Genomic DNA, 15,666 nt, shown 5'->3' with positions numbered 1-15,666 from the left:
GGCGCCTCTAAGCCGGAAAAGGCAGCCCCTGAGCCGCACAGGCCACCCAGTCGACAAAGAGGCGCACGGCGGCCGAGCGTTGTCTCGTGGGATAGGTATAGGCGAGAATACTGCCAGTTTCTGCAGACCACTCCGGCAGCACTCTTTTCAGACGCGGTTGCAGATCGGGATGATCATAAAGAAAGCTAGGCAGAACTGAAAAACCCTGTCCGGCCATGACGCTCTCAAGCACCAGATTGATGGGGCCAAGGGCAAGACAGGCATTGAACTGCATATGGCGCTCCGTAACACCATTCGTGAATGTCCAGCCCGCCTCGTCAATATGGTTGACGTAATCAATGAAAGGCAGCTTGCGCAGACAATCAAGCGTATCGATCGGCCCAAAACGATCGGCATGGTCGCGTCCGATCATGATCTGACGTTTGAAACTGCCAATACGGCGTACATGCAAGGCGTTGCTACCGAAGGCACGTGTGCGGATCGCCACGTCGAACCACGTCATTTTCAGATCAGAGACGTCGTCGGCAAGGGTAAAATTTACACGACAGGCAGGATAACGCGCCGCAAAAGCCTGGACGACCGGGAAGACGACATAGCGCCCGTAAGCCGCATTGGCGAGGACACGCAGCTCTCCCTGAGGGGAGGAGCCATGATACTGGGCATCGAGATAGGCCTTCTCTATCGCCCCGAGACCGACATTGCACCTCTTGTAGAACACTTCTCCCGCCCGGGTGGGAAGGATCTGCTTCGACGTGCGCACAAGCAGACTGGTCTGCAGTGCAGCCTCGAGATCGCTGATGGATTTACTGATGACGCTTTTTGACACCCCGAGGCTTCGTGCCGCTGCCGATACGGACCCTGCGTCGACAACAGAGATGAAATAGACCATCGCGTTGAAATTGATCTTTTTTCTCATGCTCTCTCTCGGAAATCGTTCTCAAAAACAGAACGATGCGTTGCCAAAACTGGGCTTGTTTTTACACAGCATTTCAGCAAATGTTCAGCAACGTAAATTTTGGTCAACAAAGTCGCCTGACACAATCATGTTCGTTATAGACCGTTAAATCATTTCGACAACATGCGTAGGTAACACTGCATTTACGAATGTCTCACTAGAAAACGCGGCAACTGATACATAATCAAGACCGGAGATCTAAATGCATAATTTCAATACCCCCAGCGGCAGTCAGTATATGACAGAAAATCGCTGGAACAATCCGGCGGTCAATTCTGAAATAGTACAGAATTCGATTGAAATACATCACGATTACTACGAATAGAAAATGGTATTCGCCAAAAACGAATCGGGCGAAAACCTTGCAATAACAAGAAATGACCTCGAATCGGATAATCATCTGAGCGATGCCATCTCTTTTCTCAATTCCGATACCGCGCTCCTGAGCAAGACTGAGCAAGAACCGGTCTCGGTGCGCGTGGTTTGGAACCTTCTGGAAAATGTGAGCCGGGTCTATCTCCCCAAACTCGCAGCTACAGATGACAAGGAAACTGTTTGCCTTTCGGTTAAGGGCGACCCTTATTCCGTACGCGAAAACGGTGTCATGCTCGATGCACTCAATTACGTCCGCATGCTGTTTTCGGAACAGGCCAGAGCCTTTCCTGCGTACTGAGTAAAAGCCCTGTTGCTTTCTGTGTGTCTGGCGACCACTCCCCATCAACAGAGCGACAGCATCTTCTCGATCGACAGGTGTTCCTCGAGATGATCTGCCAGCGCATCCAGTGCTGTAAGAATACGCTGCGTGTTATCAAACGGTTCTGATATCCGGCCGAACTGAGTTAGAACCGTCGCACGCGACGCAGCGCTATCGAAGAGCCCATGAAGATAGGTCCCGCAGACCTGTCCCCCTTCTGACTGCGCCCCATCATATCGGCCATCGACAAACCTGACGTACGGACGCGTCATCCCCGACCCAACACTTACGCCCGCATGAATCTCATAACCTGCGACCGGCGCCTCCGATGGCAAGAGATGGCCCTCGATCTGCCGCACGGTCTTCATCGGTCGCAGCTCGGTCTCGATATCCAGATAACCCAAGCCCTCGCGCCGACACGCACGCCCTTCCAGACCGTCCGGATCGGCTATGCTGCGCCCGAGCATCTGATAACCGCCACAAAGACCGAGAATGCGCCCTCCGCGTCTATGATGCGCCCTGAGATCGATATCCCAGCCCTGGGTACGAAAGAAATCGAGATCGGCAATCGTGGCTTTCGATCCCGGCAGGATCACCAGATCACATGGCGGCAATGCCTCGCCGGGCGATATGAAAGCCGTTGCGACCTCAGGCTCGGCGCGCAGGGCGTCGAGATCGTCGAAATTCGCAATCATGGGCATGAGTGGCACAACGACGCGTAGCGCCCCCTTGCCCTGCCAGCCTGCAGCGAGATCGCCGGTATCTTCGGGCGGCAATTCCCTCATACGCCCGAAAAAAGGTACGAGCCCGCAGGGTGCCCAGCCTGTTCTTTCAGCGATGAAACGCATCCCGTCATCGAACAGGCTCAGGTCGCCCCGCATCCGGTTGACGATGAAACCCCTGATACGCTCATGGTCCGATGCAGGCAGAACGCTCTGTGTACCAACAAGGCTTGCAATCACACCGCCTCTGTCGATATCGCCGATCAGGATAACCGGCAGATCCGCCGCCTCGGCAAAACCCATATTGGCAATGTCATGGCGCCTGAGATTGACCTCCGATGCCGAGCCTGCCCCCTCGACCAGCACTATATCGGCCTCGGCCTGCAGCCGGGCAAAGCTGTCGAGAACGGCAGGCATAAGCAGCGGCTTGACCTCCTGATAGCCACGCGCCTGACGCTGCCCCCATACCCTGCCCTGCACGATGATCTGCGATCCCTGCTCCGATTGCGGTTTGAGCAGGACGGGATTCATGTGCACGCTGGGCATCACCCCACAGGCCAGAGCCTGCAGTGCCTGAGCCCGGCCTATCTCGCCACCATCTGACGTGACAGCGGCATTGTTGGACATGTTCTGTGGCTTGAACGGTCGTATCTTCAGCCCACGTCGTGTCAGGGCCCGGGCGAGCCCAGCAACAAGAACCGACTTGCCGACATTGGACCCCGTGCCCTGAAACATCAGGGCGCGTGGGGTCAAAACTCGACCCCTTGCTGCGCCTTTACCCCGTTCTTGAAATGATGCTTCACCAGCGTCATTTCGGTCACCAGATCGGCAGCTTCGGTCAGCCACGCTGGCGCATTGCGCCCGGTAATCACCACATGCTGCTGCGGCGGGCGATTATTCAGCCCCGCCATCACGGTTGCCTCGTCAAGATAACCATAGCGCAGGGCAATATTGAGCTCATCGAGCACGACAAGCGCCACTTCTTCCTGCGCCAGGGCAATCAGAGCCTGCTCCCATGCACGAGCGCAGGCGGCGATATCGCGCTCGCGATCCTGCGTTTCCCAGGTAAAGCCCTCACCCAGCGCATGGAACTGCGCCAGGTCGCCAAAGCGCATCAGCGCCCGACGCTCGCCCGTGTCCCATGCCCCCTTGATGAACTGAACCACAACCACCTTGCGCTCATAGCCCAGCATGCGCAGGGCCAGACCGAAAGCCGCCGTGGATTTGCCCTTGCCCGGCCCGGTATGCACGGCAAGGAGCCCTTTTTCGATCGTCTTTTCGGCGACTTCGCGGTCCTGCACCGCCTTGCGGTGCTGCATTTTCTCGCGGTAACGGGCGGTGTCGTCTTCTGCCGTCATTTCATCTCCAATACGCATCCTGCCGCGACAAACAATACGCGACGCGCCTCATGGGCCAGTTTCTGATGCAGCAGCCCGGCTTCATCCCTGAAACGCCGGGCCAGCGCGTTCTCCGGAACGATCCCGAGCCCGACCTCATTGCCGACAAGAACCGTCAGGGCCGCGCGCTGCCTCAATGTATCAAGCAGGCTTTCCGTCGCCGCTTCAATATCGTGTTCATCCAAAATTAAATTGGTCAGCCATAAAGTCAGGCAGTCGATCAGAACCGGTTGAGACCCATGCAAGGCAGAGACGAGGTCGAGCGGGGCCTCGATTGTTTCCCATCCCGCCCCGCGCTGCGCACGATGCAGGGCGATACGCGCGCGCATCTCGTCATCCCAGGCGCGTCCCGTGGCAACATAACGCCAGGGCCCCGCTTGCGCCGTGACCAGCGCCTCGGCGTGCCGGCTCTTGCCCGAACGCGCGCCGCCCAGAACCAGAATGGAATTCATCACCCGCTTCCTCTTGCAGAACAGCGCTTATCCCAACAGAAAGGCCTGATGTCACCTTTCCACTCGCTCGATGCGCTGCACGCGGCCTGCACCACACTGCCCATGCCGGACAAAGAGGCCGTTTCCCGGATACGGGCACGCGAGGCGGTTCTGACCAAACCTGCAGGCAGTCTCGGGCGACTGGAAGAACTTGTCGAATGGTTCGGCGCTTGGCGCCCCCTGCAGATCGATCAGGTAGATCTCTGCATTTTTGCTGGCAATCACGGTGTTCTGGCCCAGAACGTCTCGTCATGGCCCGCCGATGTCACCGCCGCCATGGTCGCCAATTTCACTCAGCAGGGTGCAGCCATCAACCAGCTTGCGCGGGTTGCCGATGCGCATCTGCATATCGTGCCCATCAGTGACCTGACACCCAGCGCCGATTTCACGCTGCATCCGGCCCTCTCTCCCGAAGATTTTCTCGCGGCCGTATCGGCAGGATATGACGCCGTTCCGACCCGGTGCGACCTGCTGGCGCTTGGTGAACTTGGCGTTGGCAACACGACCGCCGCCGCCGCCCTCGCCGCCGCACTCTTCGGTCAGAATGGCGCCTACTGGGCCGGGCGTGGCGCCGGGCTCGACGAAGCGGGACTAGCCCGTAAGGCTAGCGCCATCGACAGGGCGCTCGCCCTTCATGGACGCAATCACAGCCCGCTCGATCTGGCGCGCCTCTATGGCGGGTGGGAGCTTGCCGCCCTGATGGGCGCCACGCTCGCGGCACGTCACCGCCGTATACCGGTGCTTCTGGACGGTTTTGTCGTTACCGCCGCCGTTGCCCCGCTTGCCCTGCTCGACCCGACAGGTCTCGATCACACGCGTCTCGCCCATCAATCGCAGGAGCAGGGACACCGCGAGCTGGCCGAGCGTCTCGGCCTCGACCCCCTGATCAACCTGCAACTGCGCCTTGGCGAAGGCTCGGGCGCGGCTCTGGCCATCCCGCTTGTGCGTGCCGCACTCGCCTGTCACAACGGCATGGCGCGCTTTGCCGATGCCTCGATCGACGACATGAACGAACGAAAAACAACAAAAATAAAAACAGATGACTGAGATACGCGCAGATTTGGCGGCGGGCCTCAGCCTGCTCACGCGGCTCCCGACAGGATGGCTCTATTCGCCCAAGGGCGACATCAACCTTGCCCGCTCCAGCTGGTGCTGGCCTCTGATCGGTGGAGCCATTGGCGCCCTGACCGGCGCCGTGCTGGTGCTTGGTATCACCCTTGGCATGCCTGCCATCGTTGCTACCGGCTGGGCTATTGTCGTCCAGCTCGTCCTGACAGGCGCTCTGCACGAAGACGGCTTCGCCGATTGCATCGATGGATTATTCGGCGGAAACACCCCTCAGAAACGCCTGGAAATCATGCGTGACAGCCGTATCGGGAGTTATGGCGGGCTGGCACTCAGTCTCGTGATGCTGCTGCGGGCCGGGACCATGAACACACTTGCTACGCAGCCACTGCATATCGTCTCCATTCTTATGACGGCCGGTGCCTTTTCACGTCTGGCGCTCATGCTGCCTCTTCTCTGGCTGCGCCCTGCCCGCGCAGATGGGCTGGCCCATCAGCTCCGGCATCTGCCCGCACGCTGCCTTCTGATCGCGATGCTGTTGACGGCAGTGATCGCAAGCTCGCTTTCCGTGCTCGGCGCCCTGTCTCTGTTTCTGGTCGCCTGCCTCGGCACGCTGGGTCTGTGCAGCGTCGCCTATCGCCTGATCGGCGGCTATACCGGCGATGTTCTTGGCGCGACGGCAATCATCGCCGAGTTGCTGGTGCTGACAGGGGCAAGCCTCAAAGGCTTCGAATCACTGCCGTTCTGATAAGCCCGGTGGCGCAAGGCCCCCGCGGATAAAGAGCCGTATCGCACCAAAGGAAAGGGGCGCGCCCCTTCCTCATCTCTACTCAGCTTTCCGGATAAACCACCGTCATCTGACAGGAAGGGAGGCACGGAGGCCTAAGGCAGCCTCACCCGGCTGATGAAAGATCGATTGCTGCAATCACCCCATCGTCGGTGCCGAACACCATCACCCCACCCAGAGGCGAGAAAACGAGGCCTGTCACCTTGCCGCGCTTGCCAAGACAGATTGGCAGCACCCGCTCAGAACCGAGTTCAGCGAGCAGCACGGACCCGTCTTCGAAGCCAGCCGCGATGATGTCGTTCTTCGGATGCGCGCAGACAGCAGAGCAGAAGACGCCGGGCAGACGTGCCATCTCCGTGGGGGGCTTGCCCATGGGGCCGCCGCCGAAGAACGGCCACAGCACAATGGCGTCGGCACCCGATGTCGCCAGCCAGCGGCCGTTACGGGTGAAGGAGAGCGACGTAACACGCTTGGGGTAGCCGCTCATGCGCATGTTATGGCCGTCTGACAGACGCCACCCATGCAGGTCATTCTCCTGCATGGCCGTCACGAGAGCCTCGCCACCCGGATGAATGGCGAGCACTGTATGGCTACCTTTCCATTCAAGCGGGCGCACCGTATCGACCTTGGCTCCGATGAACCACATCGACACGCCGTTGTAATGCGACGCGGCAACGCGCTTGCCCTTGGCGTCGAAGACAATGCCGGTGACCGTCGAAGGGTGATCGAGGGTCTTCAGCGTTACCTGACCGACAGCATCGCGAATTTCGAGCTGCTTGCCGACAGAAAACGCAATATTGGCCGTCGTGGTCGCCACGCAATCGACCCAGCGGCGCCCGCAATAAAGCTCGGTGACACTGCCATCGGTCTCGGTGCGGCACAGACGGTTATCTTCACCACCGCTGACAAAGCCTGTCTTGCCCGTATCGGGGGCGAGACAGAGCACAGCACCGTCATGAGCCTCGACCCGCTGCCATGTCTCGGGATGCTTCAGCCCGGCGACGGGAATGAGAAAGATCTCGCCCTCAACCGTGCCCAGAGCGAAGGTCTGGCCATCGCGGGCACAGGCCACGACAGTGACAGGCGAACCAATTGTCTTTTCTGCACCACGCGTGGCGAGAAGTTCGGTCATCTCGCTCATGCGCGGCAGCTCTCGAAGCCGCGACGCAGCTGCGGGCGATTCAGATCGCGCCCGATGAACACGATGCGGGACTCCTTGCTGTCCCCTTCCTTGCCTTTGCCGATATAATCGCCATCCGCCATCATATGGACAGCCTGAAACGCAAAGCGCTCCTCCTGACCGGCAAAATGAAGAATACCTTTCGAACGCAGGATATCAGCCCCGCGCTCCTGAAGCAGCGCACCGATCCAGGCCTGAAAGCGTGGTTCGTCCAGCGGCTCTGACACCGAGAACGACATGCTGGTCACGCCTTCCTCATGCGAGTGCTCGGTGTTCTCCAGGAAGTCGGGCATGGTTTCCAGCGCACGTTCCAGGTCGAAGCCCCCCTGGTCAAGCACCGTGCTCAGCGCAACGGCGCTATGACAGGCGCGATGGATTTGCACGCTGACATTGATACCACGCAGACGGGCCTCGATGGCTTCAAGACCGGCCTCGTCGACCAGATCGGTCTTGTTGAGAATGATCACATCGGCAAACGCCACCTGACTGACGGCTTCAGGGCTCTCATCAAGAGTCTGCATGACGTTGAAGGCATCGACCACCGTCACAACGGCATCGAGACGGGATTTTTCGCGGAGGTTCTCGTCAACAAAGAAGGTCTGGGCCACAGGTGCAGGGTCGGCCAGACCTGTCGTCTCGACAATGATGCCATCGAACTTGCCGCGACGGCGCAGCAGACTGCCCAGAATTCGGATCAGATCGCCGCGGACCGTGCAGCAGATGCAGCCGTTATTGGTCTCGAAGACCTCTTCATCCGCGTCGACAACCAGATCGCCATCGACACCAAGCTCACCGAACTCGTTGACGAGCACGGCATATTTGCGCCCGTGCTCGGTGGCGAGAATATGGTTGAGAAGCGTGGTTTTTCCGGCACCGAGAAAGCCTGTGAGAACGGTGACGGGAATCTTGGTCTCTGACATCGGCACTCCGGGTGCTAGCGAAGGGTTGCTGTGGGCTCAGCATATAGGGTGGCAGACGATGGAGGAACAGAGGCAGCGCGTGCCATGGCCTCGGCCAGCCCCACGCCGAGCAGTGTGAACGCCCAACCACCAAGCGGCAGATTGAGGAAATCGCTGGCAGAGGCCAGCGGCCATTCCTGCACGAAAAAAGCGGCAAACAGCCCGATGCGCCAGGCCTGATGGGCTCCCTGCAGGGGCCAGAGCGCCCGCAGACAGGCAAAGACAAAACCGCCGAACAGGAACAACCCCGGCAGCCCGGCATTGGTCAGGGCCTGCAGATAATGATTATGCGCATGCTGCACACAGATTTGCGTGCCGCCTCCATCCTGCGCCGTACTGAGCCAGGAAAGGCCATGCTGATAGGCCGGGCTGGCGCAGGCATGTCGAAACGCGTCGTAACCGAGCCCGGTGACGGGATGGGTCTGTGCCATGACAACAGCGCGGGTAAAGACCAGACCGTAATGCGACTGCCAGAAATGGCCCAGCTGCTGTGCCGCCAGAATGACAAGGTGATGGAAGGCCTGGGGGGCGAAGAGGCGCGCCAGAAGCACAAGCACCGGCAGGCTGCAAAGGGCAACCAGCGCGGCGGGGCGAAGCGGGCGATAGAACAACGCGCAGACCGCCATGCCAAGAACAGTCAACGCCATCGGAATGCGCTGACCGGCAAGCACCATCAACGCCACCACTCCGATGGCCAGAATGCTCATGCCCAGAAAGCCACGCAGCTTTGCTGCACGATCGGGCATTGCCCCGTTCCTGCCCGCATGATCCACAAGCCACGCACAGCCTAGCATCATCACCGGCAGAACAAGACGTGAGAAAGGCGCAGCTGCACGCGGATGAGCATAAGGCCCCGTCAGCGTGCCATCGAAATAGCGCGGATAGCCGAACAGGTTATGGCCGAACACCGCCTGCACGACGAATTGCAGCACGAAGTAGAGGCAGCACGCGACCAGCACCCCGGCCATCACACGCCGTGCCCGGTCGGTCGAAAGCGTCCAGACCTGCAGCGCCGCAGCCATCAGCGGGAAGCGTATAGCGAGAACAGCCTGTGTGAGCGCCTGGGATGAGCCAAGCCCGATATGAGGCAACGAACAGACGATTTGCCACCCCCACCAGAGCAGGGCAACGCGCACCCAGAACTGGTTCACCCACCCCCAGCCAAGCCCTGATGCGGAACGTGCCAACAGGCCGATTGCCAGCAGGTCCATCAGGATCTCTGAAAAGACCCTGCCATGGATGAGAAACACCGGCAGCAACAGCGTTGCCACCAGACCGAGACGATCAAGCACAGGGAGGAAACGGTCGGTTCTGGTCATGAAACGGTGATGCCCCGTCGCTGCACAGGGCGCAAGGGAGGCAACGATTACCCTGTGCAACCGTATGGAACACGATGTCATCTTTTCCGATCAGGGAGTGTTTTCAATGACGACCGATACAATTACCATCAAGGGTCTCGACAAGCCCGTCACACGCATAGCCCTCGGCACCTGGGCCATAGGTGGGTGGATGTGGGGTGGCCCTGACGACGACAACGCCATACGCACCATTCATCGCGCGCTCGATAGCGGGATCAACTTCATCGACACGGCCCCTGTCTATGGGTTCGGTCATAGTGAAGAGGTCATCGGTCGCGCCCTTGAGGGCGGCAGGCGCAAGGATGTCATCCTGGCAACAAAGCTTGGTCTGGCGTGGACAGATGACCAGAAAGTCTATCGCGACAGCCGTCCGGAACGTGTCCGCAAGGAGGTTGAAGACTCCCTGCGCCGCCTGAAAACCGATGTGATCGATCTGGAACAGGTGCATTGGCCGGACGGTAAGACCCCGGTGGAGGAAACCGCCCACGAGCTGGAAAAGCTCCGGCAGGAGGGCAAGATCAGGGCCATCGGTGTCAGCAATTTCTCGGTGACAGATATGGACCGGTTTGCTGCCGTCACCCCGATCAGCACGATCCAGCCGCCCTATAATCTGTTCGAACGCGTTACCACCGAGCGCGATATCCTGCCTTACGCCAAAGCCCATAACGCAATCGTGATGGCGTATGGCCCTCTCTGTCGCGGACTTCTGGCCGGGAAGATGAATAGCGGGACGCGTTTTCCGAAAGACGATCTGAGAAGCGCTGACCCGAAATTCCAGCCACCAGTATTCGAGCATTATCTGCACGCCGTCGAGGCCCTCAAGGCCATTGCTGCCCGCCACGATAAATCAATGCTGGCCCTCGCCATTCGCTGGGTGCTCGATCAGGGGCCGACAGTGGCACTGTGGGGGGCACGCAAGCCCGAACAGATCGAAGGGATCGACGCCGCCTTTGGCTGGGCGCTAAGCGCGCAGGACAAGAGCGACATCGAGGCCATTCTGCGCACACATGTGCCTGACCCGATCGAGCCCGATTTCATGGCACCGCCACAGCGCGACTGAAGCCAAGCTGCGCCAAGCACAAGGTCGCCGGAAACGGCGACCTTGCACCGCCTGTCGTCCGCCTGGCAGAGCAGCCGCAAAATGCCTGAATGGCGCGCGTAGACAGGATTGAGGCTGTTTGACGGCAGTCCCGGTTATCAGATCCGACGGCGCGAATTCCTGATATTATTATCGTGAAGAGCTATTTTTCTGCCAGTATTGACCAGAACCGTCAGGATATCTGAAACAGGAGAGAATATAAAACAGCAAGAAAAATCCATGACACGCCAATACGAACTCACCCCTGCGGGACCGACTGTCAGATTTCTTTCGCGATGCCTTGATACCGCAATTTGGTGCAGCCTCATCTGGCCTGTCGTAGAATACATTATCTCGCAATGCGGGCTTATAGACGACATCACACCAAAAACGTCGCATAGTGCTAATTATTTCATTTTTATTTATTGTATAATAGCATTTTTAACTTCAGGAATATATTTTATTTCAGATTCCATGATATCTTGTGTTTTCGGAAATAACATTGGCAACTTCATATTCGGCATTTCAATCAGATTCGACGGAAATCCCGATCCGGGATTAACGAGCTATCTGAAACGCAATTTTTACATATGGTCGCTTGGCTTCGGCTGCATGATCCCGGGCCTGAATATCGTCGCCCTGATCGTTCAGTGGTTCGCAAGCACTGGCGCCTCAGGAGCCTCATGGGACAGACGTTGCAAAACGGTCGTTCTGAGCCCACGGGGCAATGAGACCAGAGTGCTGATCGGCATCGTGGCTCTTCTCATTGTCCAAGACATTCTGACATCATTCCGCGGATCCCGGGAGACAACCACGCCAGACGCTCTCCTGAACTCAATAAAGGAAGAGAAGAGAAATTTGCCGCGACGTCTCAGTGACTCGATTGTCGCTGTCGATATCACCTTAGAGAAACAGACGATCGCCAATGATTTCGATCTGCGTGTCAGAACTGGCGACCCTATCCCCGTTACCGACGATCTGAGACAAAAACTCCTGAGCGAACTGCGACCCAAAGTAGAAGCATACTATTGCTCAAAATCAACGAAGCTCCTGCGCGATGCTGGTTACTCGATGTCATGGACATACAGAGGGCTAGACAACGAAACGCTCTTCATCGTCCTTGCGCCATCTGACTGCCCCTAGCCGTCTCCACAAGTGCCGGACGATCCGATCCAATAAGACCGCGTCAGGACCAGAAAGCATCTGCCCCACGCTTGCCGTCCGGTCTCATCAGCGAGATCGGACCGATAAGACTGCAATCCTTTTCACTGCCTCGCGATCACACGAGAAGACGGGAACGAAAATCGATGCGGTGAGTTAACGCTGCATAACGCATTCCCTTTTGAGAGGAACAAACAGATGCGCTCATTTACCCGCCGGGCTCTGGCCGCTTCCACCTTCGCTGCAGCCGCCCTGGCCGTGATGCCGGTTGCCCATGCCGCCCCTGACGCTCTCGGCACGCCGGTTGGTCACATCACGCTCACGGCCAAGTCGGCCGATGTCGGCATCGGGTACACTTGGGGTCAGGGCACGCTGACCTTCGGTCACAAGACCTATCGCTTCAAGATTTCGGGCGGCAACATTGCAGCTGTGGGTTTCTCGAAGATCGAAGCCACGGGCATCGTCTACAACCTCAAGAACCTGCATGATTTCGACGGCGGTTACGGTGCACTGAATGGCGACGCTACGCTCGATCGCGGAATCGGCGGCGCGATCCTGAGCAACAGCAATGGCGTGAAGATCAAGATCACCACTGCAACACGTGGCGCCCATCTGGCCGCTGGCGGTCAGGGCCTGTCGTTCCAGATCGAAGACTGATCACCACTCTTTCGGTGATCGGAAAAAGCGGCTTTCGGGCCGCTTTTTTTGTGCCTTCAGCAGACAATGCCGCTCGCCCAATACTGCCCGGCAGACAGCAACAAGTGACGAAATAGCGCAGGGCTGTGGCGGCTTTCGTCTGTCGGTAGGGCTGTTCAGCTCGACCCGACCAGAAGCCGCCATCAGATTTGCTCACCTGATGCTGCTGCTCACTCAGTCATGCGAGGCAGAATGCTCCCCGCCCGGAGAAACTGAACCGCCGCCGATCATGCTCTGAAGAACGCCATCGCGGCGGATCAGAAAGTGAAACAGGGCGGCCCCGCCATGCGCCATGATTAGGGCAAAAAGGGCGAAAGCCAGCACCGTATGCGTGAGACGCAGCCAGCCCCAGAGCGCCGCGTCATGCGGCAGCAGCGGTGGCAGCAGAACGCCGTTCCCGAATAGCGGAATGGGGTAACCGCCTGCTGAAAGCATGGCCCAGCCTATGAGAGGCAAAGCCATCATCAGCGCGTAGAGCGCCCAATGAGAGGCCTTGGCGCCAATCGCCATGAGCGGCGGCAGATCGGCGGGCAAGGCAGGCGGACGATGAAAGAAGCGATTGATCAGACGCAATACGACAAGCGCGAGCAAGGCAATCCCGAGAGGGCGATGAAACCCGACAAGAGCGTGATAGGCGGGCCCGACACTCGCTGCCATGAACACGCCGACAAACAACATCACCAGGATCAGAACTGCCATAAGCCAGTGCAGCACACGCGAGGAACGCGCAAAAAACACGATCGGGTTCATGACGCTTTCTCCGACGAAACAGACTCCGAACCGGTTTTTTCACTGGGCGACACCGCCGGATCGAAAGCAGGCCTGGGCCGTTTTTCGCGCGAACGCTCGGCAAAGGAACGCATATAGGTCGCCGAGCGCGCCTGAAGAACCGGATCATCGGAAGGCATTATGCCCTCGGGCAGGACCAGCGGGTCGAAGACAATGTCGGTGCAGTCGCCCCCCGCCTCGCTCGCGAGGTGGGTCAGGGTAAGGGTACCCGCCGTAATCTGCTTGTCCTGCCCCGACCAGAGGCGGCTCGGATCGTTTACCGCATCGTCCGCTCCCGCCAGTGTCAGCACCAGCGTCCAGCGCAACGGATGGGCCGAAATGGCCTCATCGAGCTGGTCGAAGGAGGCGTTCTTTCCCTTGCCAGGCATATCGGCAAATCTGGCCTCCTCTGGCACCATCGCAAACCTTATGGCAGTGCTGCGCCCATCGACACCCTGCAGCACGAAACTATCGAGACTCAGGTAGGTGTCGTTCTCAAAACCGGACGTGATCGGCCGCTCTGCGAGTGCCTTTCCGGCCGACGCCAGCCATGGATGCGCCGCGCGAAATGCCTGGACGGCCAGCGGATCAGGTTTGCCTGTTGCCGCCACAGGGCGGACCGCCTGCTGCAAAGCCTGAAATTCCTGCGGCGTACTGACGGGAAAGACTGGGATATCGTTTAGCCCCATGCGCCATTCCTGCCCACCCGGCCCTTTCAGCGCGAGTGCCATACTGCGCACCTTGCCGGGTGCATCACCCTGGTAGGGCATCCCGCCTGCCAGCGCGAAGCGACCGATCACCGGCACACGCTTCGTATCGAACGCAAAAGCCGGAGAATAAGATGCTGCTTGGCCATTGCCTTCAAACCACCCCGCCACACAGACACCTTTGGCGTGATTGCGCCGAAACCCCGGATGCGCGCCATCGACACCCCGAAGCGCGGCAAGCATTGTATTCGGTGTCACGCGATGCGGGCTGAGCCAGCCTCCGGCAGCCGCAAACCCGACGGCCAGCAGGCAAGGCAGAGACGCAACGCCCAGCCACCGTATCAGCCTCCCAGAACCACCAGACGCGTTTGCGCTCATAGTATTTCCTATTCCTGATTGTCATCACCGGGCAGTTCGAGCTGTCCGCATGAGAGAAGCTGAAAGAGGCAGATAGCCGCTCTTGAAAACACTCGTTACCGTGAGCCTATTGAAGTCCCGACAGGATCGTTACGAAAATCCGTTTTAACCAGGCACACGCATCACGCGCAGCCAAGCTGCTTGAAAACCCGCTGTGTCGAGGCGGGCGACCTGCCCAGAAACCGGACAGGTCTGGTTGGCCGCCTGACGAGATCGCCCCCGCAATTGGGGCAGAGCCCGCCAAGCCTGACTGTCGTGCAGTCCAGACAGAAAGTGCATTCGAACGAACAGATCATGGCCTGATCCGTGTCCGGGGGCAGATCACGATCGCAGCATTCACAGCCGGGTCTGAGTTCAAGCATGTCGTCTCTCCTTTGTGCGTGCCGATAACCCGGAGAGCCAATCGTTTCTGCCTATGAGCCTTTATTGCACAATAAAAACGCATCCGGGGTCGTTCACAGGTTTCAGAAAGAAGCGGGTGGGGATAGCCCTCAAAGTTGCGAAGCGCTCTCATCTCAGGCAAGCTCCAATCGTTTCGATCTGATTTTCATTATGCTCCGCCCAACGCCGTCTGCAAAAGGCCCGATCCATGCGCGCAGTTTTCAAAAATACCCTTTCGCTTCTTTCTCTTGCCCTTGCCGTCACCGCTGCCCCCCATGCCTACGCGGCAGAAACAGCAAGCGGCACGCTTTTGGGCACCGATGGCAAGCCTCATGGCACCGTGACCGTTACCGATGCCCCCAAGGGCGTCCTGCTGCGTGTTGTCGCCGAGGGCCTCGCTCCTGGCTGGCATGGCATGCATTTTCATGAAAAAGGCAGCTGCACCCCGCCGAAATTCACCAGCGCCGGTGGCCATGTGCATGCAGTCACCCCCGTCGTACATGGGCTACTGACCCCCAATGCGACGGATGCAGGCGATCTGCCCAATCTCTATGTCGCCAAGGATGGCACGGCGACCGTCGAACTCTACTCGACCCTTGTGTCCCTGCATGGCGCCGATGGCCGTCCCGCCCTGAAAGACGCCGATGGCTCGGCCCTGATCGTCCATACAAGCCCTGACGACTACACGACCCAGCCCATCGGTGGCGCTGGTGCCCGTGTCGCCTGTGCTGTGCTGAACTGAGCGGGTTCATGGGGCTTTGCCCCATTCTCCACCCAAGGGAGGTCGCCCTTTGGAAATTCTCGAATTGGGATGGGAAGGGTAAGCCTCCCTTCCCGGCAGGTGGGTCAG

Annotated in this window: 17 protein-coding genes; 7 read left to right on the top strand and 10 right to left on the bottom strand. The window is 58.9% G+C overall.

The window, feature by feature from the left end; translation table 11 throughout:
* Window positions 1–7: 7 nt before the first annotated feature.
* Window positions 8–916, bottom strand: coding sequence for a LysR family transcriptional regulator (locus IEV53_RS04350; protein WP_188425571.1), 909 nt, complete (start codon window positions 914–916; stop codon window positions 8–10).
* A gap of 367 nt (window positions 917–1,283) precedes the next feature.
* Between IEV53_RS04350 and IEV53_RS04345 the strand changes: the two genes are divergently transcribed.
* A complete protein-coding gene (locus tag IEV53_RS04345; protein WP_188425570.1) occupies window positions 1,284–1,628 on the top strand; it encodes a hypothetical protein in 345 nt (114 codons plus the stop codon).
* A gap of 44 nt (window positions 1,629–1,672) precedes the next feature.
* Here the strand turns inward: IEV53_RS04345 and IEV53_RS04340 are convergent, their stop codons facing one another.
* The 3 genes from IEV53_RS04340 to cobU are packed head-to-tail and all read right to left on the bottom strand — an operon-like array spanning window position 1,673 to window position 4,220.
* On the bottom strand, window positions 1,673–3,106 hold the full coding sequence (locus tag IEV53_RS04340) for a cobyric acid synthase (protein WP_188425840.1): 1,434 nt from the start codon (window positions 3,104–3,106) through the stop codon (window positions 1,673–1,675).
* 14 nt (window positions 3,107–3,120) lie between these two features.
* Window positions 3,121–3,729, bottom strand: coding sequence for a cob(I)yrinic acid a,c-diamide adenosyltransferase (gene cobO, locus IEV53_RS04335; RefSeq protein ID WP_188425569.1), 609 nt, complete (start codon window positions 3,727–3,729; stop codon window positions 3,121–3,123).
* Window positions 3,726–4,220, bottom strand: a complete 495-nt coding sequence (gene cobU / locus IEV53_RS04330) for a bifunctional adenosylcobinamide kinase/adenosylcobinamide-phosphate guanylyltransferase (protein WP_188425568.1) — start codon at window positions 4,218–4,220, stop codon at window positions 3,726–3,728. The genes cobO and cobU overlap by 4 nt, the downstream gene beginning before the upstream one ends.
* A 48-nt stretch (window positions 4,221–4,268) precedes the next feature.
* Between cobU and cobT the strand changes: the two genes are divergently transcribed.
* Both cobT and IEV53_RS04320 read left to right on the top strand, forming a co-directional pair.
* Complete coding sequence (gene cobT / locus IEV53_RS04325; protein ID WP_188425567.1) at window positions 4,269–5,306, top strand: nicotinate-nucleotide--dimethylbenzimidazole phosphoribosyltransferase; 1,038 nt, start codon at window positions 4,269–4,271, stop codon at window positions 5,304–5,306.
* On the top strand, window positions 5,299–6,072 hold the full coding sequence (locus IEV53_RS04320; RefSeq protein WP_188425566.1) for an adenosylcobinamide-GDP ribazoletransferase: 774 nt from the start codon (window positions 5,299–5,301) through the stop codon (window positions 6,070–6,072). The genes cobT and IEV53_RS04320 overlap by 8 nt, the downstream gene beginning before the upstream one ends.
* Before the next feature lie 145 nt (window positions 6,073–6,217).
* On the opposite strand, the gene IEV53_RS04315 is transcribed toward IEV53_RS04320, so the two are convergent.
* From IEV53_RS04315 to IEV53_RS04305, 3 genes are read right to left on the bottom strand one after another with little or no spacing between them, the layout of a single operon-like run.
* Entirely contained in the window at window positions 6,218–7,243 is a 1,026-nt protein-coding gene (locus IEV53_RS04315; RefSeq protein WP_188425839.1) for a WD40 repeat domain-containing protein, read from the bottom strand.
* A 5-nt stretch (window positions 7,244–7,248) separates the two neighbouring features.
* Window positions 7,249–8,211: a CobW family GTP-binding protein gene (locus tag IEV53_RS04310; RefSeq protein WP_188425565.1), complete on the bottom strand. Its 963-nt coding sequence runs from the start codon at window positions 8,209–8,211 to the stop codon at window positions 7,249–7,251.
* A gap of 14 nt (window positions 8,212–8,225) precedes the next feature.
* Window positions 8,226–9,569: an O-antigen ligase family protein gene (locus IEV53_RS04305; protein WP_188425564.1), complete on the bottom strand. Its 1,344-nt coding sequence runs from the start codon at window positions 9,567–9,569 to the stop codon at window positions 8,226–8,228.
* Between the two features lie 106 nt (window positions 9,570–9,675).
* Here IEV53_RS04305 and IEV53_RS04300 point away from each other — a divergent pair, with 106 nt between their 5' ends.
* The 3 genes from IEV53_RS04300 (at window position 9,676) to IEV53_RS04290 (ending at window position 12,504) form a co-directional block, all read left to right on the top strand.
* The gene (locus IEV53_RS04300; RefSeq protein WP_188425563.1) at window positions 9,676–10,668 is read left to right on the top strand and encodes an aldo/keto reductase; all 993 of its coding nucleotides are present in this window, start codon (window positions 9,676–9,678) and stop codon (window positions 10,666–10,668) included.
* A gap of 258 nt (window positions 10,669–10,926) precedes the next feature.
* Window positions 10,927–11,829 (top strand): RDD family protein, encoded by a 903-nt coding sequence (locus tag IEV53_RS04295; protein WP_188425562.1) that lies wholly within the window; start codon window positions 10,927–10,929, stop codon window positions 11,827–11,829.
* A gap of 216 nt (window positions 11,830–12,045) precedes the next feature.
* Window positions 12,046–12,504: a hypothetical protein gene (locus tag IEV53_RS04290; protein WP_188425561.1), complete on the top strand. Its 459-nt coding sequence runs from the start codon at window positions 12,046–12,048 to the stop codon at window positions 12,502–12,504.
* A 213-nt stretch (window positions 12,505–12,717) separates the two neighbouring features.
* On the opposite strand, the gene IEV53_RS04285 is transcribed toward IEV53_RS04290, so the two are convergent.
* From IEV53_RS04285 to IEV53_RS04275, 3 genes are all read right to left on the bottom strand, one after another.
* A complete protein-coding gene (locus IEV53_RS04285) occupies window positions 12,718–13,293 on the bottom strand; it encodes a cytochrome b (protein ID WP_188425560.1) in 576 nt (191 codons plus the stop codon).
* Complete coding sequence (locus IEV53_RS04280; RefSeq protein ID WP_188425559.1) at window positions 13,290–14,396, bottom strand: catalase family peroxidase; 1,107 nt, start codon at window positions 14,394–14,396, stop codon at window positions 13,290–13,292. The genes IEV53_RS04285 and IEV53_RS04280 overlap by 4 nt, the downstream gene beginning before the upstream one ends.
* Window positions 14,397–14,557: 161 nt before the next feature.
* Window positions 14,558–14,797, bottom strand: a complete 240-nt coding sequence (locus tag IEV53_RS04275; RefSeq protein ID WP_188425558.1) for a DUF1272 domain-containing protein — start codon at window positions 14,795–14,797, stop codon at window positions 14,558–14,560.
* A 227-nt stretch (window positions 14,798–15,024) separates the two neighbouring features.
* Here IEV53_RS04275 and sodC point away from each other — a divergent pair, with 227 nt between their 5' ends.
* Window positions 15,025–15,558, top strand: coding sequence for a superoxide dismutase[Cu-Zn] (gene sodC / locus IEV53_RS04270; RefSeq protein ID WP_188425557.1), 534 nt, complete (start codon window positions 15,025–15,027; stop codon window positions 15,556–15,558).
* Window positions 15,559–15,666 lie beyond the last annotated feature (108 nt).

The sequence above is a fragment of the Asaia siamensis genome (assembly GCF_014635085.1).
Lineage (GTDB): Bacteria > Pseudomonadota > Alphaproteobacteria > Acetobacterales > Acetobacteraceae > Asaia > Asaia siamensis.
The sequence above is the reverse complement of the archived record's forward strand: the minus strand, read 5'-3'. Positions and strand labels throughout refer to the sequence as shown.

Coding starts and splice junctions, on each gene's coding strand:
- IEV53_RS04310 (WP_188425565.1), bottom strand. CDS start 8,211: ATGTCAGAGACCAAGATTCCCGTCACCGTTCTCACAGGCTTTCTCGGT.
- IEV53_RS04340 (WP_188425840.1), bottom strand. CDS start 3,106: ATGTTTCAGGGCACGGGGTCCAATGTCGGCAAGTCGGTTCTTGTTGCT.
- sodC (WP_188425557.1), top strand. CDS start 15,025: ATGCGCGCAGTTTTCAAAAATACCCTTTCGCTTCTTTCTCTTGCCCTT.
- IEV53_RS04285 (WP_188425560.1), bottom strand. CDS start 13,293: ATGAACCCGATCGTGTTTTTTGCGCGTTCCTCGCGTGTGCTGCACTGG.
- IEV53_RS04320 (WP_188425566.1), top strand. CDS start 5,299: ATGACTGAGATACGCGCAGATTTGGCGGCGGGCCTCAGCCTGCTCACG.
- IEV53_RS04315 (WP_188425839.1), bottom strand. CDS start 7,243: ATGACCGAACTTCTCGCCACGCGTGGTGCAGAAAAGACAATTGGTTCG.
- IEV53_RS04280 (WP_188425559.1), bottom strand. CDS start 14,396: ATGAGCGCAAACGCGTCTGGTGGTTCTGGGAGGCTGATACGGTGGCTG.
- cobT (WP_188425567.1), top strand. CDS start 4,269: ATGTCACCTTTCCACTCGCTCGATGCGCTGCACGCGGCCTGCACCACA.
- IEV53_RS04295 (WP_188425562.1), top strand. CDS start 10,927: ATGACACGCCAATACGAACTCACCCCTGCGGGACCGACTGTCAGATTT.
- cobU (WP_188425568.1), bottom strand. CDS start 4,220: ATGAATTCCATTCTGGTTCTGGGCGGCGCGCGTTCGGGCAAGAGCCGG.
- IEV53_RS04350 (WP_188425571.1), bottom strand. CDS start 916: ATGAGAAAAAAGATCAATTTCAACGCGATGGTCTATTTCATCTCTGTT.
- IEV53_RS04300 (WP_188425563.1), top strand. CDS start 9,676: ATGACGACCGATACAATTACCATCAAGGGTCTCGACAAGCCCGTCACA.
- IEV53_RS04290 (WP_188425561.1), top strand. CDS start 12,046: ATGCGCTCATTTACCCGCCGGGCTCTGGCCGCTTCCACCTTCGCTGCA.
- IEV53_RS04275 (WP_188425558.1), bottom strand. CDS start 14,797: ATGCTTGAACTCAGACCCGGCTGTGAATGCTGCGATCGTGATCTGCCC.
- IEV53_RS04305 (WP_188425564.1), bottom strand. CDS start 9,569: ATGACCAGAACCGACCGTTTCCTCCCTGTGCTTGATCGTCTCGGTCTG.
- cobO (WP_188425569.1), bottom strand. CDS start 3,729: ATGACGGCAGAAGACGACACCGCCCGTTACCGCGAGAAAATGCAGCAC.
- IEV53_RS04345 (WP_188425570.1), top strand. CDS start 1,284: ATGGTATTCGCCAAAAACGAATCGGGCGAAAACCTTGCAATAACAAGA.